We start from the raw sequence: 25,900 nt of genomic DNA, 5'->3' as shown, positions 1-25,900 counted from the left end.
TGCGGCCATGGACGCCGTACGGGTCGCGTTGCTGCGCGAGGTGCTTGCCGGGACCGAGTGGCTGGGCGCCACCCGCCGGTTCGGGGGAACCCTGCGGGGGTCCGTGGTGGCGCACGGCGGCGGACTGCTGCTGGTCGGTTCCGAGAGGTACGAGCCCTGGCATCTCGCGGCCCATCTGGTGGACGAGGCCGCCTGGTCGGGAACGCCGGAGCTGGCGCCGACGCTGGTACGGCACGGGGCGCGGGAGTCCGACCCGGCGCACCTGGCGGTGGGGCTCGGACGGATCGAGGCGGCCCGGCGCGGGGAGACGCTGCTGGTGGTGGCGCCGGACGCGCCCGCCGCCCCGCTGCTGGAGCGGGTGCACGACGCCCGCCGGGCCGGGGCGACGGTCCTCGCCCTGTCGGCCGGCGGCGGCGAGCTGCCGGCGCTGGCCCACGAGTCGCTCGACGTGCCGCCCGATCCCGAGCTGGACCTCGACACCGTGCAGCATCTGGTCAGCGCGGCGGCCGGGGAGAACGCGCTGCCCTCGCCGCGGGGCCGGCGCCGGCTGCGGGACCGGTTGTCGCACCTGGCCGACCAGTTGACGGCGCCACCGTCGTACCGCTGGTAGCCGCCTCACCGGGCTGGGCCCTGCCCGGCTGGGGCTGGGCCCTGCCCGGCTGGGGCTGGGCCCTGCCCGGCTGGGGCTGGGCCCTGCCCGGCTGGGGCTGGGCGTGCCCGGCTGGGGCTGGGCTGGCCCGGCTGGGGCTGGGCGGGCCCGGCTGGGCTGGATCGAGCCGGGGCGGGCTGTGCTGGATCGGGTGGGGCTGGGCTGGATCGGGTCGGGCTGGGCTGGACCGGGTCGGACCACCCGGCTGGGCCGAGCCGATCGGGCGGGCCGGCGCGAGTCGGGCCGGGCTGGGCCGGGCCGGGCTGGGCCGGGCCGAGTCGGGCCGGCCACGGGAAGGAAATGGATTTGCCGAAGGCCGGGCCTTCCGCAGAGCATGGCCCGTCGTGACTGATGAAACCCCCGCCTCGCGTGAAACCCCCGCCTCACGCCTGCGCACCCTGCTCCCCGATCTCGCGCCCTGGCGGACCTCCGCCGACTTCCGTCGGCTGTGGGTGGCGGGTCTCGTCACGAGCTTCGGCAGCTTTCTGACGTTCGTCGCGCTGCCGGTGCAGATGAAGGAACTCACCGGTTCGACGGCCGCGGTCGGCGCGATCGGCGCCGCCGAACTGATCCCGCTGATCGTCTTCGGGCTGTACGGGGGCGCGCTCGCCGACGCGCTGGACAAGCGCAAGCTGATCGTCTCCACGGAGGCGGGCCAGGGCGTGCTGTGCGCCGCCCTGCTCGTCAACGCGGCCCTCCCCCACCCCGCCGTGTGGCCCCTATACGTGGTCGCCGCGCTCTCCGCCGCGCTCAGCGCCGTACAGCGCCCGGCGATGGACGCCCTCACCCCGCGGATCGTCGCCCACGAGCACCTGACGGCCGCCGCCGCGCTCAACTCGCTGCGCTGGACGGTCGGCGGCGTGGCGGGCCCGGCACTGGCCGGCGTCGTCGTGGCGTACGCGGGGCTGGGCTGGGCCTACGCCGTCGACCTGGTGACCTTCGCCGTGTCGGTGGTCATGATCGCCCGGATCGCCGCGTCCCCTGCCTCCCACGAGGCGGCGAAGCCGTCGCTGCGGTCCATCGCCGAGGGCGCCCGGTACGCGTGGAGCCGCAAGGAACTCCTCGGCACGTACGCGATCGACCTCGCGGCGATGTTCTTCGCGATGCCGCTCGCGGTGCTGCCGTTCCTCGCGGACGACCTGCACGCCGCGTGGTCGCTGGGCCTGATGTACGCGGCCCTGCCGGCGGGCGCGCTGGTGGTCAGCCTGACCAGCGGCTGGACCTCGCGGATCCACCGGCACGGCCTGATGGTGGTCGTCGCCGCCGCCTGCTGGGGCCTCGCGATGGTCGGCGCGGGCCTGGTGCACAACGTCTGGCTGGTGCTGTTCTTCCTCGCCCTCGCGGGGAGCTGCGACATGGTCAGCGGGGTCTTCCGGGCCGCCATCTGGAACCAGACGATCCCGGACGAGCTGCGCGGCCGGCTCGCCGGGATCGAGCTGCTGTCCTACTCCGTCGGCCCCCAGCTCGGCCAGGTGCGCTCCGGCGGGATGGCGGCGTTGACGACCGTACGGACATCGGTGTGGGCCGGCGGCGCGCTGTGCGTCGCGGCGGTGGGGCTGCTGGCCATGGGCCTGCCGAAGCTGATGACGTACGACGAGCGGACGAACGAGCATGCGCGGCGGATGCGGGCCGCGCGGGCGGGGGCGCGGACGCCGACGCAGGCACAGGCACAGGCACAGGAATCGCCGGTGACCGCTGTCTGAGGGCCGGGGAACCCAGGTGTCTCCGGTCTCACCCATTGCCGGCGGCTGGGGCCAGCGGGGGCGAGTCGCGGGACGCCGGGCCGGTCGGCGCCGGGGCACGTGACTCCTCGCCCCGGGCCGGGCCACGCGCCCCCGGGTTCCGCTCGGCTTCCCCGGCTTGCTTCCGGGACTCCCTGACTACCGGGGCTGCTCAGTCGTCCTCGACTACCGGGGCGGCTCAGTCGTCCTCTGAGCCAGACCTCCAGGGCGGCTCAGTCGTCCTCGGAGCCCGGCCCCCAGGGCGGGTCAGCTGTCCTTGGGCCCGTCGGGGTCCGGGGCGTCATGCCACTTGGGGTCCGTCTCCCATTCGAGGTTGCGTTCGCGCGCGGTGTCCATCGCGTGCTGGGCCTCCTCGCGGGTGGCGTACGGGCCGAAGCGGTCCTTGGCCGGGCAGTCGGGGCCCTCCTCGACCTTCTTGTGCTCCAGGCAGTAGTACCACTCGCCGGGCTTACCGACCGTCCGCTTCTTGAACAGGGCCATCACCAGCTCCTTTCGCCAGGGACATGTTCCCCCATGACCGCTGGTTAGACTCGCTGGCATGTCTGGCCAGTCGCTGCTCGTCCCAGGGGAGCTATCCCCCACCCGTTCCGTGCCGGGAAACATCAGGCGCCCCGAGTATGTGGGAAAGCCCGCCCCCACGCCGTACACCGGACCGGAGGTGCAGACGCCCGAGACGATCGAGGCGATGCGGATCGCCGGACGGATCGCCGCGCAGGCGATGGCCGAGGCCGCGAAGCTCATCGCGCCCGGCGTCACGACGGACGAGCTGGACCGGGTCGCGCACGCCTACATGTGCGACCACGGCGCCTACCCCTCCACCCTCGGCTACCGCGGTTTCCCCAAGTCGCTGTGCACCTCGGTGAACGAGGTCATCTGCCACGGCATCCCGGACTCCACGGTGCTGCGCGACGGCGACATCGTGAACCTCGACGTGACGGCGTACATCGGCGGGGTGCACGGGGACAACAACGCGACCTACCTGGTCGGTGACGTCGACGAGGAGTCGCGGCTGCTCGTGGAGCGGACCCGGGAGTCCCTGGCCCGCGCGATCAAGGCGGTCCGGCCGGGCCGGCAGATCAACATCATCGGGCGGGTCATCGAGTCGTACGCCAAGCGGTTCGGGTACGGGGTCGTACGGGACTTCACCGGGCACGGGATCAACTCGTCGTTCCACTCCGGGCTGATCATCCCGCACTACGACAGCCCGCACGCGACGACCGTCATCCAGCCCGGGATGACCTTCACCATCGAGCCCATGCTCACGCTCGGCACCCACGAGTACGACATGTGGGACGACGGGTGGACCGTCGTGACCAAGGACCGCAAGCGGACGGCGCAGTTCGAGCACACGCTCGTCGTCACCGACACGGGGGCGGAGATCCTCACGCTGCCGTAGCCGCCGACCGGCGTCCGGCGTTCGGCGTCCGGCATCCGGCGTTCGGCGTTCGGCGTTCGGCCGAGAACCGTGAAAGCCCGCTCTGTCCACAGGGCGGGCTTTTTCGTGTGGGTGGGGGCGGAAATCGGGGTACGTTTTTACCGACAGCGTGTCGGAAAGCTGTTGACTTAGGTAAGCCTAACCATAGAAGATACGAGAGATCTCGCACCAGTTCCCGTCCTTCCACTCGGCCCCGGAGGCCCCATGAACGCGTCGGACACGTCGGCCACGATGACGCCGGCGAGCACGCCCTTCTCGACGCTCATCCGCACCGCGTCGCACGAGGCACACACCGAGGCGGAGACCTCGACGTTCATGAGCGACCTGCTCGGCGGCCGGCTGGGAGTCGAGGCGTACGCGCGCTACACCGAGCAGTTGTGGTTCGTGTACGAGGCGCTGGAGGCGGACGCCGAGCGGCTCGCCGGTGATCCGGTGGCCGGCCCCTTCCTACGCCCCGAGCTGCTGCGCCGCGCGGCGCTGGAGCGGGACCTCGCCCATCTGCGGGGGCCGGACTGGCGCGCCACGCTCAGCGCGCTGCCGGCGACCCGGGCGTACGCGGAGCGGGTGGCGGAGTGCGCCCGCGAGTGGCCGGGCGGTTATGTCGCCCACCACTACACCCGCTACCTCGGGGACCTCTCCGGCGGCCAGATCATCCGCGGCAAGGCGGAGCAGACCTGGGGCTTCAGCCGCAAGGGCGACGGGGTCAGGTTCTATGTGTTCGAGGGCGTCTCCAACCCGGCCGCGTTCAAGCGGGAGTACCGGGAGCTGCTGGACGGGGTCCTCGCGGACGAGTTGGAGAGGCAGCGGATCGTGGCCGAGTGCAAGCGGGCGTTCGCCTTGAACACCGGGGTGTTCAGAGAGCTGGGCGAGGAGTTCCCCCTCTCGGCCTGACCCTCAGCTTCCGGGGCCCGGGGTTTCCCCCTGGGCCCCTTTTCGTCTCCCCTGCGGGGGGCCTCGGGTTCGCAGGCTTGGGGTTCACTGCCTGGCCGCGGGCCGGCGGGGGCCGACCGCGCGGTTCCCCGCGCCCCGAGGGGCCCTGCGGGGGCGTGGGCTGGGGGCGGTGTGCCCGTGCGGGTGCGTCGTGGATGGTCGCGCGCGGATCACACCTGAGGCGGCGCCTCAGGTCGGGGAGGAATCGGTGCACGGGGCGGGAGGTGGACGCGGACCGTCTTTCCGATGTGTTCGCGCAGGAACCAGCTCAGGCGACCCCCGAGGAGCGTGACAAGGGCGAGTCCCCGGCCGCGCTCGTCTTCGGAGCCGGGCTCCCGGGCGACCCCGAACTCGGGAAAGGAACCGGCGGGGTCGGACACATCGATGAGCAGGGCGCCGTCCTCCAGTACGGCAAGACGCAGCAGGAGGAGACGTCCTTGGACCCGACCGTGCTGAACGGCATTGGTCACGATCTCCGAGGTACAGGTAGCGGCGTCGTGAATGTCGCCTGGCCACTGCCACTCGGTGAGTTTGCGGCGGGTGTGAAGCCGGGTGAGTCTGACCGAGCCGTCCATCATGGTGTAACTCATCGACCATTCCTTCACCACAGGCGCGGCCATGGCGGCCACCTCTACGGTCCTTGCCACTGCGGTCCCCCTCGTGGGTGTCACGCGGCGATTCCTCCCCACAGGACGAACCTGTCGGTCACCGCAAGCCGCGCGGCCGGGCAAACCCCGGGTGACGGATGTGGCGTCTCGATGACTTTGAAGTGGCTCGCTGGCGAGAGTTGTTGTCATCGCGACTGTCCACGGTGTCCCCTGCGGGTGAGGGAGCCGCGAGCAGCGCCGAGGCCGTCGGCCCGCGAACTGACGAGGGGGACGTGATGGTGGATCTTCCGAAAACTGAAGGTGCTGGTGGACCTTAACCGGTGGCGCTACGCCGACTTCGAGGCGAAGTTCACTGCCACGGCCGATCACGTCGTGCGGAAGAGCGCACGCAATCCGACGGTCTCCGAGAGCCAGTTCCGACGGTGAACGGCCGGAAAGATCCACGATCTTCCGCGTCCTTGAGGAGATGTTCGGCGTCGAAACCGCCACTCTGGTCCGCCGCCGCATCAATCTCGGACACCACACTCGACCAACTCCGCGACGACGCGGCCGCTCTGGCAAGGACCTACAACAACCGCCCCGCCTATGACGTCTTTCGTGTCGCGCGCGCCCTGCGGGAGCAGGCGGAGCAGCAGCGTGACCGTACCCAAGTACCTTCCCAGCGGCAGGAGTTGCTGATTGTCGCGGGGCAGGCGTGTGCCCTGCTCTCCGCCGCCTGCTTCGACCTCGGATCGCTCGACGCCGGCGTCCGACTGGCACGGGCCGCCGCTCTGTACGGGGAGAGCGCCCGCTTCGAGCCACTGCGGGCCTTCGCCGGAGGAACGCTCGCGTACATCGCGTACTTCACCGGCCTGCCCGCCCAGGGGGTGCGACACGCCCAGCGCGCGCAGCTGCTCCCCGGGGTCGGTGATGTGGGGCTTCGGCGCCTGCGCGCCATCGAGGCCCGTGCTTTCGCTCACCTCGGCGACCGTGCGTCGGCTCGCCGGGCCCTCCGGGCGTCGCAGACCGAGCCGACCGGTGCGCTGGACGACCTGCACGACGGGGTGGGCGGTGAATTCGGCTTCACCCCGGAGCGGCTCGCGATGTCCAACGGGTCGACCGCACTTCTTCTGGGGGACGGCGAACAGGCCGAGGCCTCGGCGCGACAGGCTCTCGCCCTGGTGACCGAGCGGCCCGAGTCCCGGCGCTCAGCACCCGTGTTCGGCGGGGCCGCCGCCAACCTGGCCATGGCCCGCCTGCTGAACGGCGATCTCGACGGGGCGGCCGACGTTCTGGAAACGGTGTGGACCATCCCGCCGGACCAACGCGTCACCGGGCTCCTGGCTCGGGCCGCCGACGTGCGACGAGCCCTCGCCCACGAACATTTCCAGGGCTCGCCGCTCGCCCGAGAGCTGGGTGAGCGAGTCGAGGATTTCATCCGTCTCTCGACGCAGCGCCAGCTCGGTGCCCTCCGGGGGCCGCTCGCCCTCGAAGGGTGAGGAAGTGCCTATGTGAGGCGGGCGAGAATGCCCGCCTCCTTCTCCTCGCTCAGTCCGTGATCGGCCCACCGTGGGTGCTCGACAGGACGGCCGCCCTCCTGAAGCCAGTTCCAGGTGTCTTCGACCGTCTCGCTCAACGGGCGGCAGCGCAGTCCGGCGGCAACCGCCCGGCTCGGGTCGACGCTCCACACTCCCGCGTGGGTGCGCCACAGGGGCAGCTCGGTCCACTGCTTCACCCCGTGCTCGGTCAGCGTCCGCGCCGGGGCCCACACGGGGTGTCCCGCTCCGCCGGTGACCGCCAGGCACGTCGACACGAAATCCTCGAAGGTGATTCCTTCCGGGTGCGCCACGTTGTAGGCACCGGTCGTCGAAGCCGCCGCCCGGTCCAGGGCGAAGGCGGCGACGTCCCGGACGTCCACCGGCTGGATACGGCGGTCCGCGGGCGCGGGTGCCAGGATCGGGCCGCCCCGCGCCGCACGGCTCAACCACCATGGCAGCCGGCCGACGTACTCGCCGGGTCCGAGGATGACACCGGGGCGCAGAAAGGTCGCCCGGCCGCCGAACGCCTCCGTGACCGCGTGCTCGCCGCCGGCCTTCTGGAACCCGTAGACGGTCGGGCTTCCGTCGGGGCCGGTGTGTCCGTACGTCTCGTCGGCGTCCGGCGGGCAGTCGAGGAGTTCGGAGTCCTCGGTCAGGCGCTGGTGGGGCCAGCCCGCGTAGACGGAGACCGTCGAGATGTGAATCCACCGGTCCGCGGCGGCGCGCAGAAGGTTCGCGGCCATGCGGACGTCCCGGGGCGGCAGTTCCGAGCTGGACGTGTCGACCACCGCGTCCCACGGGCCGTGTCCGGCCAGTCGCTTGAGATCGTCGGACACGGTGCGGTCACCGTGTACCGGCTCGGCGCCCTCCACACCGGGCCCGGACCGGCCACGGCTGAACGTCGTCACCCGCCAGCCGCGCTCCACCGCCTGCTCCGCGACGCGCCGACCCAGAAACCACGTACCGCCCATGATCAGAAGCCGCATACGGACGATCCTGCCAAGCGACGTCCCCGCAGAGAAGAGGGACATGGTCAGCGGAATCTCCGAACTCGGCCCCTGGACAGAACCCCCGGCTCTCAGCGCTCCAGGTGGACCCGGCCTCCCACCTCCACCCAGTCGTTCGGCTGGGGGGCTGTGAGGAGTTGGGAGCCCTTGCCCTGGGTGATGTTGAGGGCTCGGCCCAGGTGTTGGGTCAGGAGGATGGCCGCCGCTCCGGTGGCCTCGTCCTCGGTGATGGCGTCGTCGCGGCCGGGGAACGCTCGGGCCCGTATCCGGCCGCCCGCCTCGTCCTGCCAGGCCCAGGCGTAGATCCACTCCCCCGGCGCGGGCACCGCGAGCGCGTCGACCTCGGCGGCGGACGCGTACCGCTTCAGGGTGCGCGGCGGGGCCCACTCGGCCCGTGCCTCGATCCAGCTGAACTCGCCGTCCAGCCGGACCCCCACCACCCCGGCGGGGGTGACCAGTTCGGGCACATCCAGGAGCCAGCCCACGCCGACGCAGGGGTGCCCGGCGAAGGGCAGCCGCAGGGTCGGTGTGTAGATGTCGATCACGCCGCGCTCGGGGTCGTCCACGAACACGGTCTCGCTGAACCCGAGTTTCGCGGCGAACTCCTGCCGCTCCGCCCGGTCCGGCATCGTCGAGCCCTCGCGCACGACACCCAGTTCGTTGCCATACCCGCCACCTGGCCCGCAGAAGACCCGCAGCACGTCGTAGTCAGTCACTCCGGCATTCAAACATCACCCGGTGCGAGACCGCCCGCCCCGTAGGTTCCGGGGCGGGCGGTCTGGCGCGGCCAGGGGATCACGCCTGGCGGCGCCTGCGGACCGCTATGACCACGCCCGCGCCCGCCGCGACCGTGACCGCCGCCGCCGCGCCGAGGGCGCCGGTCGGGAGGTTCGAGCCGGTCGAGGCGAGGGCGCCGGAGATGCCGCCCGTCGTGGAGCCGGTCGTGCCCACCCCGCCGGTCGTGCCGGCGCCGCCCGTCGTGCCCGTGTCGCCGGAGCCGGAGCCGGAGCCCGAGCCGGTGCCCGAGCCCGTGCCCGTGCCGGAGCCGGAGCCGGTGCCCGAGTCGCCGTTGCCGTCCGGGAGTTGGGCGTCGTCCGTGAGGGCCACCGACAGGTCGACCGGGTCGAGGACGGTGCCCTCGGTGTAGAAGCCGCCGAAGGCCTGCGCGCCCGCCTTCGTCAGTTTGGCGGTCACGTCGTCGACGGTGAGGACGTCGCCCTTGGCCTTCAGGTCGGACGTGGCGGCGGTCAGCTTCGCGAGGACCACGTCATCGGTCGTCTTGCCGAGGCTCTCGACGTCGGCGGTCAGTTCGCCGGTGCCGCCGTCGAGTTCGACCGCGAGGCCGCTGAGGGTGAGGTCGAGCCCGTAACTCCCGTTCGCCTCATGGCCCTTGAAGTTCACCGCGCCCTTGAAGGCGGCCGTGAGGGTGTCCGCGTCGGTGTCGTACGAGCCGGTAGCCCCGCCGAACGTGAAGACACCGTTGCCGGAGGCCTGCTTCGCGCCGCCGGAGGCGGTGATCTTCCCCTGCGCCGGGCCCTCCACCACGTAGGTGCGGAAGGACTGCTTGACGCCCCAGCCGAGGGTGCCGTCCGCGATGTCGCCCCGGCCGGCCGCGCCGGTCTCCGACGCCGAGGCGCTCGGGCTCGCGGTGTGCGAGGCCGAGGGGGACGCCGTGGACGACGGGGAGGCCGTGGACGAGGCCGAGGAGGTGGGCTTCGGGGAGGTCGACGTCGTCGGCTCCGGGGAGGTCGACGTGGAGGGACTGGCGGTCGGCGACGGGGACTGCGTCGGGGGCGTCTTCTGCACCACCGTCAGCGGGTCGCCCGCGGCGCCCTCGTAGCTCGCGCTGCCGAGGACGCTCGCCGCCTCCTTCGTCAGCTTGGTCTCCATGTCCGTCATGGAGCGGGTCACGGTGACGTCCGCGAGCGGCACGTCGTCCCGCGTGGTGCCGCCGCTCGTCACGTCGGCGGTGATCTCCGCGGCGCCGCTGTCGAACTTGACGTCGGACAGGGTGAGTTCGAAGCCGTGCAGCTTGGAGGCGATCTTCAGGCTGCCCGCGAACCCGAGCCGTACGGCGTGGGTGTCGGAGTCGTAGGTGCCGCTGCCTCTGACGAAGGTGAACGCCCCGTTGTCGGCGGCCTGCGTCGCCCCGTCGGCCGGGGTGAAGGAACCGGCCGCCATGCCCGTCACGTACGAGCGGTAGGACTGCTTGATGCCCCAGGTCAACTCGTAGTCCTTGAGCGGGGCTTCGGCGGCCGACGCGCTGGTCACGGCGAGGGCACCGGCCCCCAGGGCGACCGCGACGGCGGCGGCGAGTGCGAGGGGGCGGCGGCTGCGGCTGCGGCTGATGGCGGCCATGATCGTGGGTCTCCTCAGGGGTGGCATCCCTCCACCCGGGGGCTGAGGGATGAAGGATCACAGGGGCTTCAGGTGGAGTTCAGATGGAGTTCAGATGGAGCGGGGGGGGTGAAGCGGCTTGAGGTGAGGTGAGGTGAGGTGAGGTGGGACTGGGGTGAGGTGGGGCTGGGGTGCGTCAGTCCTTGTCCGCGGGTGCCGAAGGCGGCTCGGGTGCGGACGGCGGCTCGGGTTCCGAAGGCGTCTCAGGTGCCGGCTCGGGTGCCGGCTCGGGTGCGGATACGGGCTGGCGCTCGGGTTCCGGCGCGGGTGCGGACCGCGACTCGGGGGCCTCCGGCGTGGGCGAGGCCTCCGGTGTCGTCCCGCCGCGCCTGCGTACGGCCACCACCACGAGGGCCCCCGCCACGAGCAGGACCGCGACGGCGATGCCGATCGGCAGGGCCGGGCCGCCGTCCGAGGTGTCGTTCGCGGTGTTCTCCGCGCGGGGCGCGGCGACGGCCTTCCCGGTGGACGTCTTCGACGGCTGGGGTGCCGGGGACGCCGACGTGCCGAGGTCGGGGAGCGCGGGCAGGCGTGCGGTGCCGGTGAGGGCGACGGAGAGGGTCAGCGGGTCCATCGCGGTGCCCGCCCGGTACACCCCGCCGAAGGCCTTCGCACCCCGGGCGGTCAACTCGGTCGCCACCTCGGTCAGTTGGAGCAGCCCCCGCTTCGGCGCCAGCTTCTTGGCGGCGAAGGTCACCAGGGGAACCTTCTTCGCGGTGAGGCCGGTGCCGGTGACGTCGGCGTAGAGGGTGCCGGTGCCGCCGGTGACGGAGACGCGCGGCGCGCTCAGCCGCAGGTCGAGCCCCTGATGCCCGGTGAAGCGGACGGCTCCGGCGAACGCGGCGGTCAGCGTGTGCTTCTTCTCGTCGTACGTGCCCTCGCCCTTGGGGAAGCGGAAGAGCGCGCCGCCGTCCTGGGCGCCGCCGGTCAGGGTCCACCTGCCGTCGGCGACGGGCCCGGTGACGTACTCCCGGAAGGTGCGCCGCACACCCCAGTCGACGGCGCCGTCCCGGATCGCACCGGAGGCCGGCTTCTTCTTCGCCGGGGTGGTGGGCTTCGGCGTCGGCTTGGAGGTGGGGGTGCTCGTCGGCCTGGGCGTGGCCGCGGGGCGTACGTCCGCCTCCAGGCTCACCGGGTCCAGTGCCGTACCGGCGGTGTAGTACCCGGCGAAGGACCTGGCGCCCTGTGAAGTGAGCGTGGCGGGGAGGTTGTTGAGGCGGACGGAGGTGCCGCCGCCCTTCATGTCGATGCCGCCGAGCGAGAGGGCGGCGAAGGGCACCTGTGTGGACGTCGTGACCGTCCCGGTGCCCTTCGCCTTGCTGGTGATGTCGACGTAGAGCGTGCCGCGACCGCCGGAGAGGCGGACGGTGGGGCGGCTGATGGTCATGTCGAGTTCGTAGGAGCCGTTGCTCCGGCGGTGTCCGACGAAGTGGACTCCGCCGGAGTAGGAGGCGGCGAAGGCTCCGGTGCCGCCGTCGTAGGAGCCGGTGGCGGAGTGGAAGCGGAACTGGCTCGCGCCGACCGTGGCTGCGCCGCCGGTGAGCGAGAAACTCCCCTTCGCGATCGGGCCGGTGACGTAGCTCTGGAAGGAGGATTTGATGCCCCAGTCCAGCCGGCCGCCCTGCACGGTGCGGCTCGCGGCGTGGGCGGCCGTGGCGGTGAGCAGAGCGCCCAGCACGGCCGCGCACAGCACGGCGGCCAGAGCCCTCGTTCGCGCGGGCATGGATGTCCTCCGGATTCCGGTGCCTGGAGAGGCGGTTGCTGAAGAAGCGGTCACCTGAAGGGCCCTCGCCGGACGAGGCAGCCCCCCGACGAGATGACCGTCTGACGAGGCAGCCCCCGACGAGGTGACCGTCTGACGAGGCGGTCGCCCGGCGAGGTCGTCGCCCGGCGAGGTCGTCGCCTGACGAGTAGTCGCCCAACGGGACGGTCGCCCCGACGAGACGGTGGCGCCTTAGGTAAGGCTAACCTAAACTATCGCTCGGATGGGCCGGAAGAGTACCGAGAGGATTGACGGGACAGTGCGACGCTTGCGCAGACGACTGGCGGGGGCACTGCTGTCCACGCTCGCCCTCACCCTGACCGCGTGCGGCGGCTCGGGCGGACCCGGACCGGCCGCCGCCACCCGCGCGGCCGGGGCGGAGAAGCCCCAGGCGGCCAACCGCGTCGAGCCGCTGGACTCCCCGGGCACGCCCCGGCTCCCGGTCACCGTGCGCTCGTCCGGCGGCAAGCAGGTCACCGTCGAGAAGGCCGACCGGATCGTGCCGCTGTCCGGCAGCCTGAGCGAGATCGTGTTCACGCTCGGCCTCGGCGAGCACGTCGTCGCCCGTGACATCACGGCCACCTTCGACCAGGCGAAGAAGCTGCCGGTCGTCACCCGCAACCACGACGTCTCCGCCGAGAGCGTCCTGTCGCTGCACCCGGACCTCGTCCTCGCCGAGACGACGACCGGGCCCGACGAGGCCATGGAGCAGATCCGCGACGCCGGTGTCCCGGTCCTCGTCGTGGACCCGGCGCGGGGCCTCGCCGACGTGGGCCCGCGCATCCAGGCGGTGGCCGACGCCCTCGGTGTCCCCGCCGCCGGGAAACGGCTGACCCGGCGGTCCGAGGACCGGATAGCCGCCGTGCGCAAGGCGATTCCGGCCCACGCCGACCATCCGCGCGTCGCGTTCCTCTACCTGCGCGGCTCCGCCTCCGTCTATCTGATCGGCGGCCGGGGCTCGGGGGCGACCTCGCTGCTCGAAGCGGCCGGCGCGGTCGACGCGGGCGCCGAGTCGGGGCTGAAGAAGGACTTCACCGCCATCACCACCGAGGCCCTGGCACAGGCCGCGCCCGACGCGATCCTCGTGATGTCCAAGGGTCTCGAATCGGTCGGCGGCGTCGACGGACTCGTCAAGATCCCGGGCGTCGCGCAGACCCCGGCCGGGATGGAACGGCGGATCGTGTCCGTCGAGGACGGCGTCCTCCTCAACTACGGGCCCCGCACCGACCAGGTGCTGAAGTCGATCGTGGAGCAGTTGTACGGGGGCGGGAAGTGACCGCCGCCGACACGTCCGACGCGGCGCCCGGCACCGCCGTACCCCCGCGCCCGGAGCCGGCCCCGAGACCGGCCCCGGCCGAAAGCACCGGTCCTCAGACCGCGGGAGCCACCCCGGAACCGGCCCCCGACCGAACCCCCGACCGAACCACCGCTCCCGTCACCTCCCCGCCCCCGTCCCCTTCCCCCTCCTCCACCGCTGCCCCTGCCCCTGCCCCTGCCCCTGCCCCCACCCCTCCCCTCCGCAAGCGATCCCGAGGCATCCCCTGGTTTCTGACGGCGGGTCTGGTCGCCCTGCTGCTCGTACTGGTCCCGGTCGCGGCCGGGCTCGGCGCGTATCCGATCCCCGTCGGGGACGTGCTCGGCTCGGTCGCCCACCGGATCGGTCTCGGGGGCGCCGCCCTCGACCGGGTCCCGGAGTCGGTGCTGTGGGACGTACGGTTCCCGAGGATCGTGCTGGCGCTGCTGATCGGCGCCTCGCTGGGCTGCGCGGGCGCCCTGATGCAGGGCGTGTTCGGCAATCCGCTGGCCGAACCGGGAGTCATCGGCGTCTCGTCGGGCGCCGCGGTCGGGGCGGTCGCCGCCATCGCGCTGGGCCTGGACTTCCTCGGCGGCTGGACGGTCCCCGGGGTCGCCTTCGTGACCGGTCTCGCCACCGTGCTGCTGGTGTACGCGATGTCCCGCTCGGGCGGCCGGACCGAGGTGGTCACCCTGATCCTCACCGGTATCGCCCTGAACGCCTTCACGGGCGCGCTGATCGGGCTGTTCCTCTTCTTCGCCGACTCCGCTGCCGTCAGTCAGATCACCTTCTGGCAGCTCGGTTCGCTGGCGCAGGCGACCTGGCCGAAGGTCCTCGCGGTGCTGCCGTGCGCCGTGGCCGGTCTCGCGGTGGCGCCGCTGTACGCCCGCCGGCTCGATCTGCTGGCCCTCGGCGAGCGTCCGGCCCGGCACCTGGGCGTGGACGTGGAGCGGCTGCGGATCGTGCTGGTGCTGGTCATCGCGCTGCTGACCGCCGCCGCCGTCAGCGTCTCCGGGATCATCGGCTTCGTCGGTCTGGTCGTCCCGCATCTGCTGCGGATGGCCGCCGGTCCCGGGCACCGGTTCCTGATCCCGGGCAGCGCGCTCGGCGGCGCGGCCGTCCTGCTCGCCGCCGATCTCGCCGCCCGCACGATCGCCCAGCCCGCCGAACTCCCCCTCGGGGTCCTCACCGCCCTGCTGGGCAGCCCGTTCTTCCTGTGGCTGCTGCGCAGGACCCGCCGCAAGCAAGGAGGCTGGGCGTGAGAACCGCTCGCGCGAAGACCGGTCCTACGACGCCTTCCAGGCTCCGGCGTACGGCCCTCGGCCTGCTGCTTCCGGGGACCGAGCGGCCCGCTCCGCCACCGCGGCCCGGCCCCGGCGAGGTACTGGCCGAGGCGGCGGGGCTGCGCGTCCGCCTGGGCGGCCGGGAGGTGCTGCTCGGGGTGGACGTCGCCGCCCGCGCGGGCGAGGTGCTGGCGCTGGTCGGGCCCAACGGGGCGGGAAAATCCACCCTGTTGTCCGCGCTCGCGGCCGATCTGCCCGCCGCCGAGGGGGTCGTACGACTGCACGGGCGTCCGGCGGCCGAGTGGACGGCGCCCGAACTCGCGCTGCGCCGGGCCGTGTTGCCGCAGTCGGCGGCCCTGTCCTTCCCGTTCACGGTCGAGGAGGTCGTCCGGATGGGCCGGGCGCCCTGGGCCCGCACCCCGTACGACGACGACGCGGCGGTCGCCGCCGCGATGGCGGCCACCGAGGTCACCGGCTTCGCGTCGCGCTCGTTCGCCGCGCTCAGCGGCGGGGAACGGGCCCGGGTGGCGCTCGCCCGGGTGCTCGCGCAGCGCGCCCCGCTGCTGCTGCTCGACGAGCCGACGGCCGCACTCGACCTGCGGCACCAGGAGTTGGTGCTGCGGGTGTGCCGGGAACGGGCCGCGGCCGGGGACGCCGTGGTCGTGGTGCTGCACGATCTGGGGCTCGCGGCGGCGTACGCGGACCGGGCGGCGGTGCTGTGCGCGGGGCGGGTCGCGGCGCACGGCCCGCCGGCGGAGGTGTTCACCGACGGGCTGCTGACCGAGGTGTACCGGCAGCCGGTCGAGGTGCTTCCGCATCCGCGCACCGGGGCGGCCCTGATCACTCCGAAACGGGACGCTTGACCCGCCCTTGACCCTTCCGTGGGGTGTGTTTTGAGTCACCGTGATCTCACCGTTTCGGTACGCCGGGGGTGAGAGCTGAATCACCGAACGACCGGGTACCACCAAGGCAAGCCTCAGATAAGTTAGGCCAGCCTCACCATGCCGACACGGGTCTCACCGTGCGGTTTGTCCGATTTCTCTTGGAGCCTGAATGCGAGCCGTCCGACTCTCCGTTGTCACCGCCGCCGCCACCGCGGCGGCTCTGGCCGCCGTCACGGGTTGCACCGAGAAGAGCGACGCCAAGGACGGCGACGCGATCCAGGTGACCGCCGCCGACTCGACCTGCGACACCTCGGTGAAGTCGGTGCCGGCCGGACAGGTCACCCTGAAGATCGAGAACAAGGGCTCCAAGGCCACCGAGGTCGAGATCCTCTTCCCGGACGACCGGATCGTCTCCGAGAAGGAGAACATCGGCCCGGGCACCAAGTACACGCTGACCGCCGAGGTGAAGGCCGGTACGTACGAGATCGCCTGCCGGCCGGGCATGAAGGGCCTCGGCGTGCGCCAGAAGCTCACCGTGACCGGCGGCAAGGTCGCCAAGCGCGACCCGCGTCTGGACAAGGCCGTCGCCGCCTACCGCGAGTACGCGCAGGAGCAGGCCGACGCGACGCTCCCCAAGGTGCAGACGTTCGCCGACGCGGTCAAGGCCGGCGACCTCGAAGCCGCCAAGAACGCCTTCGCCCCCTCGCGTGTCGGCTGGGAGAGCACCGAGCCGATCGCCGAGTCCTTCGGTGACATCGACCCGAAGACGGACACCCGCGCGGACGGCCTGGAGAAGGGCCAGAAGTGGACCGGCTGGCACGCGCTGGAGAAGGCCCTGTGGACGGACAAGAAGATCGGCGCCGAGCAGAAGACGCTCGCCGACCAGCTCGTCTCGGACCTGAAGGACTGGCAGAAGCGGGTCGGCAAGGCGGAGATCACCCCGACCTCCATGGCCAACGGCGCCAAGGAGCTGCTGGACGAGGTCGCCACCGGCAAGGTCACCGGTGAGGAGGACCGCTACTCGCACACCGACCTCAGCGACTTCAAGGCCAACGTCGACGGCGCCCAGAAGTCGTACGAGCTGCTGAAGCCGGTCGCCGAGCAGAACGACAAGGCGCTGACCACCGAGCTGGACAAGCAGTTCGCTGCGCTGAACACGACGCTCGACAAGTACCGCTCCGACGACCCGAAGGACAAGGCGCAGAACGGCTTCGTGTCGTACGACAAGGTCACCAAGGAGCAGCGCAAGGAGCTGTCGGACGCGGTCAACGCGCTCGCCGAGCCCCTGTCAAAGCTCGCCGCCGCCGTCGTCAAGTAGCCGCGGACGGAGGAACAGCACGATGACGGACGCCCCGGACAGCACGGCGGGCACCGGACCCGTCGCGGGCGGCTCCGCGCCGTCCCGGCGTTCGCTGATCGGCTGGGGCGGTGCCGGGCTCGCGCTCGGTGCCGCCGTGGCCGGCGGTGCCGTCGCGATGACCCGTACCGGCAACGACGTCGACCCGGCCGGATCGGACGCCGGGGGCCCGGTCCCCTTCCACGGCGCCCATCAGGCCGGTATCGCCACGGCCGTCCAGGACCGGCTGCACTTCGCCGCGTTCGACGTGAAGACCGACGACCGCGCCGCGTTCGTCCGGCTCCTCAAGGACTGGACGCGCGCGGCGGCCCGGATGACCGCCGGGCACCCCGTCGGCGACGGCGCCTACGGTGGGCTCGCCGAGGCCCCGCCGGACGACACCGGCGAGGCGCTGGGCCTGAGTCCCTCCCGGCTGACGCTGACGATCGGCTTCGGCCCCTCCCTGTTCGAGAAGTTCGACCTGGCGGACCGGCGGCCCGAGGCGCTCGTCGACCTGCCGCGGTTCCCCGGCGACAACCTCGACAAGGCGCGCAGCGACGGCGACCTGTGCGTCCAGGCCTGCGCGGACGATCCGCAGGTCGCCGTGCACGCCATCCGCAACCTGGCCCGGATCGGCTTCGGCACGGTCGCCATCCGCTGGTCGCAGCTCGGCTTCGGCAAGACCTCCTCCACCACCCCGGGCGCGCAGACCCCGCGCAACCTGATGGGCTTCAAGGACGGCACCCGCAACATCGCGGGCACCGAGACCGAGCGGCTGAGGAAGTTCGTGTGGGTCGGCGAGGGCGACGGCACCGACTGGATGACCGGCGGCTCCTATCTCGTCGCCCGGCGCATCCGGATGAACATCGAGACCTGGGACCGCACCTCCCTCCAGGAGCAGGAGGACGTCTTCGGCCGCGACAAGGGCGAGGGCGCCCCCGTCGGCAAGGCCAAGGAGCACGACGAGCCGTTCCTGAAGGCGATGAAGCCCGACGCGCACGTCCGGCTCGCCCATCCCGACTCCAACAACGGGGTGACGATCCTGCGCCGCGGCTACTCCTTCACGGACGGCACCGACGGGCTCGGCCGCCTCGAAGCGGGCCTGTTCTTCCTCGCGTACCAGCGCGACGTGCGCAAGGGGTTCATCCCGCTGCAGCGCAGCCTGTCGCGGTCCGACGCGCTCAACGAGTACATCCAGCACGTGAGTTCGGCGGTCTTCGCCGTCCCGCCCGGCGTCCGGGACAAGGACGACTGGTGGGGCCGCACGCTGTTCTCCAAGGAGGCCTGACCGTGTTCTCCAACTACCTGATCGGGCTGCGCGAAGGCCTGGAAGCCAGCCTCGTCGTCTGCATCCTCATCGCCTATCTGGTCAAGACCGGCCGCCGGGACGCCCTGCGGCCGATCTGGATCGGCATCGGCGTCGCGATCGCCGTCGCCCTCGGCTTCGGCTGCGCGCTGGAGTTCGGCTCGCAGGAGATGACGTTCCAGGCGCAGGAGGGGCTCGGCGGTTCGCTGTCGATCGTCGCCGTCGGTCTGGTGACGTGGATGGTCTTCTGGATGCGGCGCACCGCCCGTCACCTGAAGGCCGAACTGCACGGCAAGCTGGACGCCGCGCTCGCCATGGGCACCGGCGCGCTGGTCGCCACCGCCTTCCTCGCCGTCGGCCGCGAGGGCCTGGAGACCGCCCTGTTCGTGTGGGCGTCGGTGCACGCCGCGAGCGACGGCACCCCCCGCCCGCTGATCGGCGTCGCCCTGGGCCTGGCCACCGCCGTCCTGCTCGGCTGGCTCTTCTACCGGGGCGCCCTGAAGATCAACCTGGCGAAGTTCTTCACCTGGACCGGCGGCATGCTCGTCGTCGTCGCGGCCGGTGTCCTCGCCTACGGCGTGCACGACCTCCAGGAGGCCGACTTCATTCCCGGCCTGACCAACCTGGCCTTCGACATCAGCGGCACGATCGACCCCACCAGTTGGTACGGCACCCTCCTCAAGGGCGTCTTCAACTTCCAGCCCGACCCCACCGTCCTCCAGGTCACGGTGTGGGCGCTGTACCTGGTCCCGACGCTCGCGGTCTTCCTCGCCCCGGTAGGGTTCGCCTCCGGGAAGGGGAAGGTGACGGCACCTGATGAGCAGGGATCACACGGGTCGCGGCCCACGAAGGCCCCGTAGTTCCGCCGGCCTGAGCCGGTTCGTCCGGTTCATCCGGGCGGCGGGAGCGGTGACCGCCCTGTCCGCCGTCGCCAGCGGCTGTGTGGTGGTGCACGGCGAGCGGGAGGTGGTCCCGGCGGCGACCCGCGCCGAAGCCGCCCGCGCGCTCAGGGACTTCACCACCGCCTACAACGAGGCGGACAGGACGTACGACCGCACGCGGGACGCGGACCGGGTGGCCGGGCCGCTCGCGGACATCGACGCGGCCAAGCTGAAGGCCGGGCACAAGAACAACCCCGGCGGGAATCCCGCGCATTCGGCGCTGGAGTTCCACGACGCGAGGTTCTCCATACCGGCGAAGGCGGCGTGGCCGCGCTGGTTCCTCGCGGACACCGCGGCCAACAAGGGCGCGCCGGGCAGCCGTTGGCTGCTGGTCTTCACCCGGGGCAGCGCTTCCGAGGTGTGGCAGGCCGCGTATCTGACGGTCCTCGCGGCCGACGAGGTACCGCGGTTGGCGAGGAACGCGGACGGCTGGGCGGAGCCCGTACCCGCCGACGATCCCGCGCTCGCCGTCGAACCGGAGAAGCTTCCCGGCGCCTACGCGACCTATCTGCGGGCCGGCGGCGGCGCGTTCGCGGCGGGCACGCACACCTCGCGGTGGCGGGCCCAGCGCGAGAAGTTCGCGAGCAAGCCGGGGCTCGCGCGCCAGTACATCGACGAGCCGCTGACGGCGGGCGACTACGCGCCGGTGGGGCTGCGCACCGCGGACGGCGGGGCGCTGGTGTTCTTCACGACGCACCGCTTCGAGAAGCAGACCGCCGCCGAGGGCACCGAGGTCCCCACCCCCAACGCCGACGTCCAGGCGCTGACCACCGGGGAGATCAAGCAGTCGCTGACCCTGGAGTTCGTCTCCAACCAGGTGGCCCTGGACCCGGCGAAGAACGCGGGCGACCGGCGGGTGTCGGTGCTCGGCCGGGTCGAGGGGCTGACCGGCGCGAAGGGCGAGTAGCCCGGCGGGCCGGCCCGGGGCCGCGGCTCAGCCCCGGTGCGGCCAGGCGGCGAGCTGCTCGGCGCCGCCGTTCTCCCCGGCGTAGCGGGCGCAGGCGTCGGTGAGGGGCTCCAGCACGGTCAGCGGGTCGGGCAGCGGATGCTCGGGGCCGCGCACCCAGTCGACGCCCAGACCGCCCGGGAGCTGGGCCGGGGGCACCAGGACGTAGGAGCCGCGGCAGTGCCAGCGGAAGCCGGGGTGCTCGTCCATCGTCTCGGGGTGGCAGTCCAGCTCGCAGGGCCACCACTCGTCCTCGTCCTCGGGGGTGCCGCGGGTGAGGGTGAAGAAGAGCATCCGGCCGTCGCCGGTCTCGGCGACCGGGCCGACGTCGACGCCCGCGGCCAGCAGCCGCTCCAGCGCCTCGCGGCCGGCCTCCAGCGGCACGTCGAGGACGTCGTGCACCATGCCGGTCGCGGTGATGAAGTTCGCCTGCGGCTGGTGCCGGGCCCAGCGCTCGATCTGCGCGCGGTCGGTGGTGGACTGCGTCTGCCAGGCGAAGGAGACGGGGTGGCGGGCGGGCGTGGGACAGCCCACGCGGTCGCAGGAACAGCGGTAGCCCACGGGGTGGGCGGCCTGCGCGAGCGGCAGGCCCGCGTCGGCGGCGGCGAGCAGCAGGGCCTCGCGCCGGGCCTCGGACGTCTCCGCAGGGGGCTTCGGCCGGCGTCCGCGCAGCCACTGGGAGATCCTGCCCTGCGCGCCGGAGCGGCGTCCGAACTCTGCGCTCATCTATCCCCTCGCCAAGCCGTAGTGCACTCGTCGTCCTTGCCCATGGTCCCACCATCCTGCGCCCCGGGTGGCCGGAGCCGACAACCGGGGTAGGTGGGACGATGCCTCCACCCGGCCCTGATCAGGGGTTATTGCATGAAGTGTGACGATTTCCGCACGTGCAGGACAGGACAGGACAGGACCGATCAGCGGGGGGCGAGACCGTACAGCGCGTAGTCGACCAGGGTGTCCGTGTAGTCGTACGTGATCGGGGCCGTGCGCTGGAGCCAGCGCTGGGCGAGCGGGGAGACGAACAGCTCCAGGGCGATCCGGGGGTCGATCTCCGGGCGGATGCCGCCGTGCTCCTGCGCGGAGCGCAGCCGGCGGACGTAGAGCCGGAGCTGCGGTTCGAGGAGCCGCGCGACGAACTCGGCGCCGAGCCGGTCGTTGACCAGGCCCTCGGCCGCCAGGGCGCGGGCGGGCACCTCGAAGGCGGGGTCGAGCAGCTCATCCACGGTGGCGCGCAGCACCAGCTTGAGGTCGGCGGCGAGGTCCCCGGTGTCCGGGAGGGTGTACGGCTCCTGTCCGGCGGCCCGGGCGGTCCGCTCGCCGAGGTCCGTGAAGGCGTCGAGGAGCACGTCGGCCTTGGACGGCCACCAGCGGTAGATGGTCTGCTTGCCGACTCCGGCGCGGGCCGCGATGCCCTCGATGGTGGTCTTCGGGTAGCCGGTCTCGCCGACCAGGGCGAGGGCGGCGGCGTAGATCGCGCGGCGGGACCTCTCGCTGCGCCGGCTGGCGTCGGGGCCGGGGCGCTCGACGGGGCCGGGGCCCGGGGCGGGATCGGGGCTGGAGGGGGGCTTCTCGGCCATGGGCCGAACCTACCAGGCACGCGATACGGCCCGTCTCGCGTGCGGGGGTACGGGCGTGCGGGGGTACGGGCGTCCGCGCGTCCGGGGGTACGGGGGTACGGGGGTACGGGGTACGGGGTACGGGCCCGCCGGTTCTAGCCGGCCTCGGGCGGGGGCCAGGCGTTGCCCCAGTCGGTGGCGCGGGCCGCCCTGTAGAGGGGGCCGTGGCGTTTGGTCACCGTCTCGCGGCGCAGGGTCTCGTCCGGTTCGCACAGGTCCAGGAGCACCTGGCCCTTGCGGATCTGCGGCCTGCGGACGATACGGGCGGGCGCCGGGGAGGGCGGGAAGCGGGTGGCCGCGACGTAGCTGAACTTCTCGTCCTCGTAGGGCAGGGAGCCGCCCTTGACCTGGCGGTGCAGGGAGGAGCGGGCGACCCGCGCGGAGAAGTGGCACCAGTCCTCGCCGGGGACGATGGGGCAGGCCGCGCTGTGCGGGCAGGGGGCGGCGACGTGGAATCCGGCGCGGATCAGGCGGTCGCGGGCGGCGAGGACGCGGGCGTAGCCGTCGGGGGTGCCGGGCTCGACGACCACGACGGCCTGGGCGGCGCTCGCGGCGGCGTCCACGACGGACGCCCGGTCGTCCTCGGTGAGTTCGCCGAGGACGTAGGAGACGGTGACGAGATCGGTGCTCTCGATCGTGAGCGCCGCTCCGATACGAGAGCGCTGCCAGGTGGCGCCGGTCAGCTCGGGGTTGGCGGCGGCGATCTCGCGGCCGAGGGCGAGGGCTGGCTCGGCCCAGTCGAGGACGGTCACCTCGCGGGCGCCCGCCCAGGTCGCGTTCACCGCCCAGGTCGCCGCGCCGGTGCCGCCGCCGACGTCCACGTGGCCGGCCGGCGCCCAGCCGGGTACCGCGTCCGCGAACGCGTCGAGGGCCGCGCTGACCGCCTCGAACGTCGCGGGCATCCGGTACGCGGCGTAGGCCGCCACGTCCGACCGGTCGCGGAGGACCGGGGTGTGTGTCGGGGTGGTGCCCCGGTAGTTCACGATCAGCCGGTCGACCGCCTGTGTGGCCGCCTTCGGCGGGAGGCCGTCGAGGAGGTCCGCGAGGGCGCTGCGCAGGGTGTCGGCGGGGGGCGGGGGGGCGTTCACGGGGCGATTCTCTCAGGTGCGGCGCGTCGCCCGCGGCGCGGGCGGTCCCCCTGCTCCGGAGGGGGGTACGGCCCCCGGCCTCCGGCCGGATCGTCTCCCGCCCGCGCACCGCCCGTCACCGTCCCCCGACAAGCTCGGCCCTCCCCTGGGGGCTGCCCGCCGTCGGCGGGTTGCGGGTGTGGGGCCTGGGCCGGCCTCCGGCCGGATCGTCTCCCCGCCCGCGCACCGCCCGTCACCCTCTCCCGACAGGCTCGGCCCTCCCGTGGGGGCTGCTCGCCGTCGGCGGGTTGCGGGTGCGGGTCCTGGGCCGGCCTCCGGCCGGATCGTCTCCCGCCCCCGCACCGCCCGTCACCGTCCCCCGACAAGCTCGGCCCTCCCGTGGGGGCTGCCCGCCGTCGGCGGGTTGCCGGTGCGGGGGGGGCTCATGTGCCTCGTACCGCTCTGCGCAGGCGGGTGGCCGCCGCTGCCCGGGGGGTGTTGTCCGGTGGGCGGCGGACGGGGTGGACGGTGTTGGCGAGGAGGACCAGGAAGGTGCCGGTGACCGGGTCGAGGACCAGGGACGTGCCGGTGAACCCGGTGTGACCCGCCGCGCCGCCGCCCGCGAGGGTGCCCATGAACCGGGGCTGGTCGAGGGCGAACCCGAGCCCGGGCGGGGTCAGCAGGAGTTCGACGAAGTCGGGGCCGAGGATGCGCGCGGGCCCGTAACTGCCGCCCGCGAGCAGGGTGCGGCAGAAGACGGCCAGGTCCCGCGCGGTGGAGAAGAGGCCCGCGTGACCGGCCACCCCGCCCAGCGCCCAGGCGTTCTCGTCGTGCACGACCCCGCGCAGCATGCCCCGGTCCGCCTTGCCCCACGGCCGGCGCTGGTCCTCCGTGGCGGCGGCGCCGGGGCAGGGCCCGAAGGCGGTGGCGTTCATCCCGAGCGGGCGGGTGATGCCGTCCCGCACCAGGACGTCGAGCGGCCGGCCGCTGACCCGCTCCAGCACGAACTGCAGCAGGATCAGGTTGAGGTCGGAGTACAGGTACTCCCCCGGCGCGGACGAGGGCGCCTCGGCCCGCAGCGTCTCCAGCCGGGCCGAGTCGTCCGGGCAGTCGTACAGCGGGAGTTCGGGGCGCAGCCCGGAGGTGTGGGTGAGGAGCTGCCGTACGGTGACGCCGTGTTCGCGGACCCCGCGGAACTCGGGCAGGTACGCGCCGACCCGGGCGTCGATGCCGAGGGTGCCGCGCTCCAGTTGCTGCACCGCGGCGACGGCCGTGAACAGCTTGGTGAGCGAGGCCAGGTCGAAGGGCGTGTGCACGGTCACCGGCACGCGCGCCTCCGCCGCCAGCTCCCGGCCCGCGCCGGCCGCCTCGTCGTAGGACGCGTAGCGCACCGCCCATCCGGCCGCCTCCTCGACGGCGATGACCGGGCCGCGTCCGGCGACCATGACGACGCCCGCCGCCCACGGGTCGGGCCCCTCGGTGAGGGCGCGGACCTCGCGGGCGAGCCGCCGCAGCTCTCCGGCGTCGAGTCCGGCGCGTTCCGGTGTGTCGATCCGCAGTCTGGGTGCGCTCAGCTCTCCGCCGCCTTTCGGTCCGTTGGGTGCCCCGCCGGGTGCCCCGCGCTCCGGGGACGGCACAGTCCCACGAAGCAGGCGACGGCCACCAGTACGGCCGTCAGCTGGACCACGGCCATCGGGACCGCGGTGTGCTCGCCCGCGACGCCGACGAGCGGTGAGGCGACCGCGCCGACGAGGAAGGAGGTCGTGCCGAGCAGCGCGGAGGCGGAACCGGCCGCGTGCCGTACCCGCATGAGGGCGAGCGCCTGGGTGTTGGGCAGCGCGAGGCCCATCGCGGACATCAGCACGAACAGCGCGACGGCCACCGGCGCGAGCCCGACGGTTCCGAACACGCCGCCGGACATGAGCAGCAGGGCGGTCGCGGCGAGGACGACGACGGCGAGCCCCACCGCGAGGACCTTCTCCAGCGGGACCCGGCCGACCAGCACCTTGCCGTTGATCTGACCGGCGATCACGAGGCCGACGGAGTTCACGCCGAAGAGCAGGCTGAAGGTCTGCGGGGAGGCGCCGTAGATCTCCTGGATCACGAACGGGGAGGCGGAGATGTAGGCGAACAGGGCCGCGAAGGTGAAACCGCCGGCGAGCATGTAGCCGGTGAAGACCCGGTCGGCGAGCAGTCCGCGCATGGCGTGCAGCGCCTCGCCGACGCCGCCCACGTGCCGGTCCTCGGGCCGCAGCGTCTCGGGCAGCCTCGCCCAGACGACCGCGGTGAGCGCGATGCCGACGGCGGTGAGGACGACGAACACGCCCCGCCAGTCGGTGACGCGCAGGATCTGGCCGCCGATGAGCGGCGCGACGACCGGGGCGACCCCGGATATCAGCATGAGGGTGGAGAAGAAGCGGGCCATCGCGTCGCCGTCGTACAGGTCGCGCACGACCGCCCGGGCGATGACGATGCCGGCGGCGCCCGCGAGCCCCTGGACGAGGCGGAAGGCGACGAGGAGTTCGACGGTGGGGGCGAGCGCGCACAGCACGGTCGCGAGGACGTACACGACGAGGCCGGAGAGCAGCGGGCGTCTGCGGCCCCACCGGTCGCTCATCGGGCCGACGACGAGCTGGCCGAGCGCCATGCCCGCGAGGCAGGCGGTGAGCGTGAGCTGCACCGTCGCGGCGGGGGCGTGCAGGGCTCCGGTGACCTCCGGCAGCGACGGGAGGTACATGTCCATCGCGAGCGGGGGTGTGGCGGTGAGCCCGCCGAGGACGAGGGTGACGAGCAGTCCGGTACGCCCGCCGGGCCGGCTGTGTCCGGCCTGCCTGGTGCTTCCGGCGCCGGGGTCCGTGGCGTCGGCGCCCGCGGCCCGTGATGGTGCGGGCACCGCGCCCGGCCGGGGCACGGCGGCGCGCGTCGGCGCGGTGCCCGTGGTGGGCGCCGGTGCGGTGCCGGTGGCGGTTGCCGGTGCGGTGCCGGTGGCGGTCGCCGGTGCTGTGCCGGTCGCCGGTGCGGTGCCGGTGGTGGGCGCCGGTGCGGTGGCTGTCGCCGGTGCGGTGGCGGTCGCGTCCGTTGGGGGCCCGTACGGGCCTTCCTGGTCCCGCGTGGTGCGGCCACGCTCGGGCATGTGCCCCTCCCTCTCCGAGTGATGCGCCCCCTATGCTCTCAGTTCGAACA

The 25,900-nt window shown here is 73.0% G+C and carries 23 protein-coding genes; 12 read left to right on the top strand and 11 right to left on the bottom strand.

What is annotated here, in order from left to right:
• Positions 1–7: 7 nt before the first annotated feature.
• Together AB0912_RS19095 and AB0912_RS19090 are read left to right on the top strand one after the other, a co-directional pair.
• Complete coding sequence (locus AB0912_RS19095; protein WP_366701111.1) at positions 8–610, top strand: hypothetical protein; 603 nt, start codon at positions 8–10, stop codon at positions 608–610.
• A gap of 383 nt (positions 611–993) precedes the next feature.
• Positions 994–2,352 carry an MFS transporter gene (locus tag AB0912_RS19090; protein ID WP_366701109.1) on the top strand — a complete coding sequence of 453 codons (1,359 nt, stop codon included), beginning with the start codon at positions 994–996 and terminating at the stop codon, positions 2,350–2,352.
• Between the two features lie 285 nt (positions 2,353–2,637).
• Here the strand turns inward: AB0912_RS19090 and AB0912_RS19085 are convergent, their stop codons facing one another.
• Positions 2,638–2,871 carry a hypothetical protein gene (locus AB0912_RS19085; protein WP_366701107.1) on the bottom strand — a complete coding sequence of 78 codons (234 nt, stop codon included), beginning with the start codon at positions 2,869–2,871 and terminating at the stop codon, positions 2,638–2,640.
• A gap of 58 nt (positions 2,872–2,929) precedes the next feature.
• Here AB0912_RS19085 and map point away from each other — a divergent pair, with 58 nt between their 5' ends.
• Positions 2,930–3,787 carry a type I methionyl aminopeptidase gene (gene map, locus AB0912_RS19080; RefSeq protein WP_366701105.1) on the top strand — a complete coding sequence of 286 codons (858 nt, stop codon included), beginning with the start codon at positions 2,930–2,932 and terminating at the stop codon, positions 3,785–3,787.
• Between the two features lie 243 nt (positions 3,788–4,030).
• Positions 4,031–4,717: a biliverdin-producing heme oxygenase gene (locus tag AB0912_RS19075; RefSeq protein WP_366701103.1), complete on the top strand. Its 687-nt coding sequence runs from the start codon at positions 4,031–4,033 to the stop codon at positions 4,715–4,717.
• A gap of 209 nt (positions 4,718–4,926) precedes the next feature.
• Here the strand turns inward: AB0912_RS19075 and AB0912_RS19070 are convergent, their stop codons facing one another.
• A complete protein-coding gene (locus tag AB0912_RS19070; protein WP_366701222.1) occupies positions 4,927–5,376 on the bottom strand; it encodes an ATP-binding protein in 450 nt (149 codons plus the stop codon).
• Between the two features lie 410 nt (positions 5,377–5,786).
• On the opposite strand from AB0912_RS19070, the gene AB0912_RS19065 reads away from it, so the two are divergent.
• Positions 5,787–6,842 carry a DNA-binding protein gene (locus tag AB0912_RS19065; protein ID WP_366701101.1) on the top strand — a complete coding sequence of 352 codons (1,056 nt, stop codon included), beginning with the start codon at positions 5,787–5,789 and terminating at the stop codon, positions 6,840–6,842.
• Positions 6,843–6,850: 8 nt separating this feature from the next.
• Here AB0912_RS19065 and AB0912_RS19060 read toward each other — a convergent pair whose 3' ends face one another.
• The 4 genes from AB0912_RS19060 to AB0912_RS19045 all read right to left on the bottom strand — a co-directional run bounded on the left by AB0912_RS19060 (position 6,851) and on the right by AB0912_RS19045 (position 12,008).
• A complete protein-coding gene (locus AB0912_RS19060; protein WP_366701099.1) occupies positions 6,851–7,867 on the bottom strand; it encodes an NAD-dependent epimerase/dehydratase family protein in 1,017 nt (338 codons plus the stop codon).
• A gap of 92 nt (positions 7,868–7,959) precedes the next feature.
• Positions 7,960–8,604, bottom strand: a complete 645-nt coding sequence (locus AB0912_RS19055) for a PhzF family phenazine biosynthesis protein (protein WP_366701097.1) — start codon at positions 8,602–8,604, stop codon at positions 7,960–7,962.
• Between the two features lie 79 nt (positions 8,605–8,683).
• Complete coding sequence (locus tag AB0912_RS19050) at positions 8,684–10,246, bottom strand: HtaA domain-containing protein (protein WP_366701095.1); 1,563 nt, start codon at positions 10,244–10,246, stop codon at positions 8,684–8,686.
• A gap of 175 nt (positions 10,247–10,421) precedes the next feature.
• Positions 10,422–12,008 (bottom strand): HtaA domain-containing protein, encoded by a 1,587-nt coding sequence (locus AB0912_RS19045; RefSeq protein ID WP_366701093.1) that lies wholly within the window; start codon positions 12,006–12,008, stop codon positions 10,422–10,424.
• A 262-nt stretch (positions 12,009–12,270) separates the two neighbouring features.
• Here AB0912_RS19045 and AB0912_RS19040 point away from each other — a divergent pair, with 262 nt between their 5' ends.
• The 7 genes from AB0912_RS19040 (at position 12,271) to AB0912_RS19010 (ending at position 19,998) form a co-directional block, all read left to right on the top strand.
• Positions 12,271–13,323: an ABC transporter substrate-binding protein gene (locus AB0912_RS19040; RefSeq protein ID WP_366701091.1), complete on the top strand. Its 1,053-nt coding sequence runs from the start codon at positions 12,271–12,273 to the stop codon at positions 13,321–13,323.
• Between the two features lie 260 nt (positions 13,324–13,583).
• Positions 13,584–14,603, top strand: coding sequence for an iron ABC transporter permease (locus tag AB0912_RS19035; RefSeq protein ID WP_366701220.1), 1,020 nt, complete (start codon positions 13,584–13,586; stop codon positions 14,601–14,603).
• Positions 14,604–14,668: 65 nt separating this feature from the next.
• A complete protein-coding gene (locus tag AB0912_RS19030) occupies positions 14,669–15,487 on the top strand; it encodes a heme ABC transporter ATP-binding protein (RefSeq protein ID WP_366701218.1) in 819 nt (272 codons plus the stop codon).
• Positions 15,488–15,677: 190 nt separating this feature from the next.
• A complete protein-coding gene (gene efeO / locus AB0912_RS19025; RefSeq protein ID WP_366701089.1) occupies positions 15,678–16,826 on the top strand; it encodes an iron uptake system protein EfeO in 1,149 nt (382 codons plus the stop codon).
• Between the two features lie 22 nt (positions 16,827–16,848).
• Entirely contained in the window at positions 16,849–18,132 is a 1,284-nt protein-coding gene (gene efeB, locus AB0912_RS19020) for an iron uptake transporter deferrochelatase/peroxidase subunit (RefSeq protein WP_366701087.1), read from the top strand.
• A gap of 2 nt (positions 18,133–18,134) precedes the next feature.
• Complete coding sequence (gene efeU / locus AB0912_RS19015; protein ID WP_366701084.1) at positions 18,135–19,010, top strand: iron uptake transporter permease EfeU; 876 nt, start codon at positions 18,135–18,137, stop codon at positions 19,008–19,010.
• On the top strand, positions 18,967–19,998 hold the full coding sequence (locus AB0912_RS19010; protein WP_366701082.1) for a hypothetical protein: 1,032 nt from the start codon (positions 18,967–18,969) through the stop codon (positions 19,996–19,998). Before efeU ends, AB0912_RS19010 begins: the two co-directional genes overlap by 44 nt.
• 27 nt (positions 19,999–20,025) lie before the next feature.
• Here AB0912_RS19010 and AB0912_RS19005 read toward each other — a convergent pair whose 3' ends face one another.
• The 5 genes from AB0912_RS19005 to AB0912_RS18985 all read right to left on the bottom strand — a co-directional run bounded on the left by AB0912_RS19005 (position 20,026) and on the right by AB0912_RS18985 (position 25,850).
• Entirely contained in the window at positions 20,026–20,763 is a 738-nt protein-coding gene (locus AB0912_RS19005; RefSeq protein WP_366701080.1) for a bifunctional DNA primase/polymerase, read from the bottom strand.
• Between the two features lie 185 nt (positions 20,764–20,948).
• Entirely contained in the window at positions 20,949–21,611 is a 663-nt protein-coding gene (locus AB0912_RS19000; RefSeq protein ID WP_366701078.1) for a TetR/AcrR family transcriptional regulator, read from the bottom strand.
• A 134-nt stretch (positions 21,612–21,745) separates the two neighbouring features.
• Positions 21,746–22,738, bottom strand: coding sequence for a small ribosomal subunit Rsm22 family protein (locus AB0912_RS18995; protein ID WP_366701076.1), 993 nt, complete (start codon positions 22,736–22,738; stop codon positions 21,746–21,748).
• Between the two features lie 422 nt (positions 22,739–23,160).
• Complete coding sequence (locus AB0912_RS18990; RefSeq protein WP_366701074.1) at positions 23,161–24,354, bottom strand: serine hydrolase domain-containing protein; 1,194 nt, start codon at positions 24,352–24,354, stop codon at positions 23,161–23,163.
• Positions 24,288–25,850 carry a multidrug effflux MFS transporter gene (locus tag AB0912_RS18985; protein WP_366701072.1) on the bottom strand — a complete coding sequence of 521 codons (1,563 nt, stop codon included), beginning with the start codon at positions 25,848–25,850 and terminating at the stop codon, positions 24,288–24,290. The genes AB0912_RS18990 and AB0912_RS18985 overlap by 67 nt, the downstream gene beginning before the upstream one ends.
• Positions 25,851–25,900 lie beyond the last annotated feature (50 nt).

This window comes from Streptomyces sp. NPDC007084 (assembly GCF_040703595.1).
Taxonomy (GTDB): Bacteria; Actinomycetota; Actinomycetes; order Streptomycetales; family Streptomycetaceae; genus Streptomyces.
The sequence above is the reverse complement of the archived record's forward strand: the minus strand, read 5'-3'. Positions and strand labels throughout refer to the sequence as shown.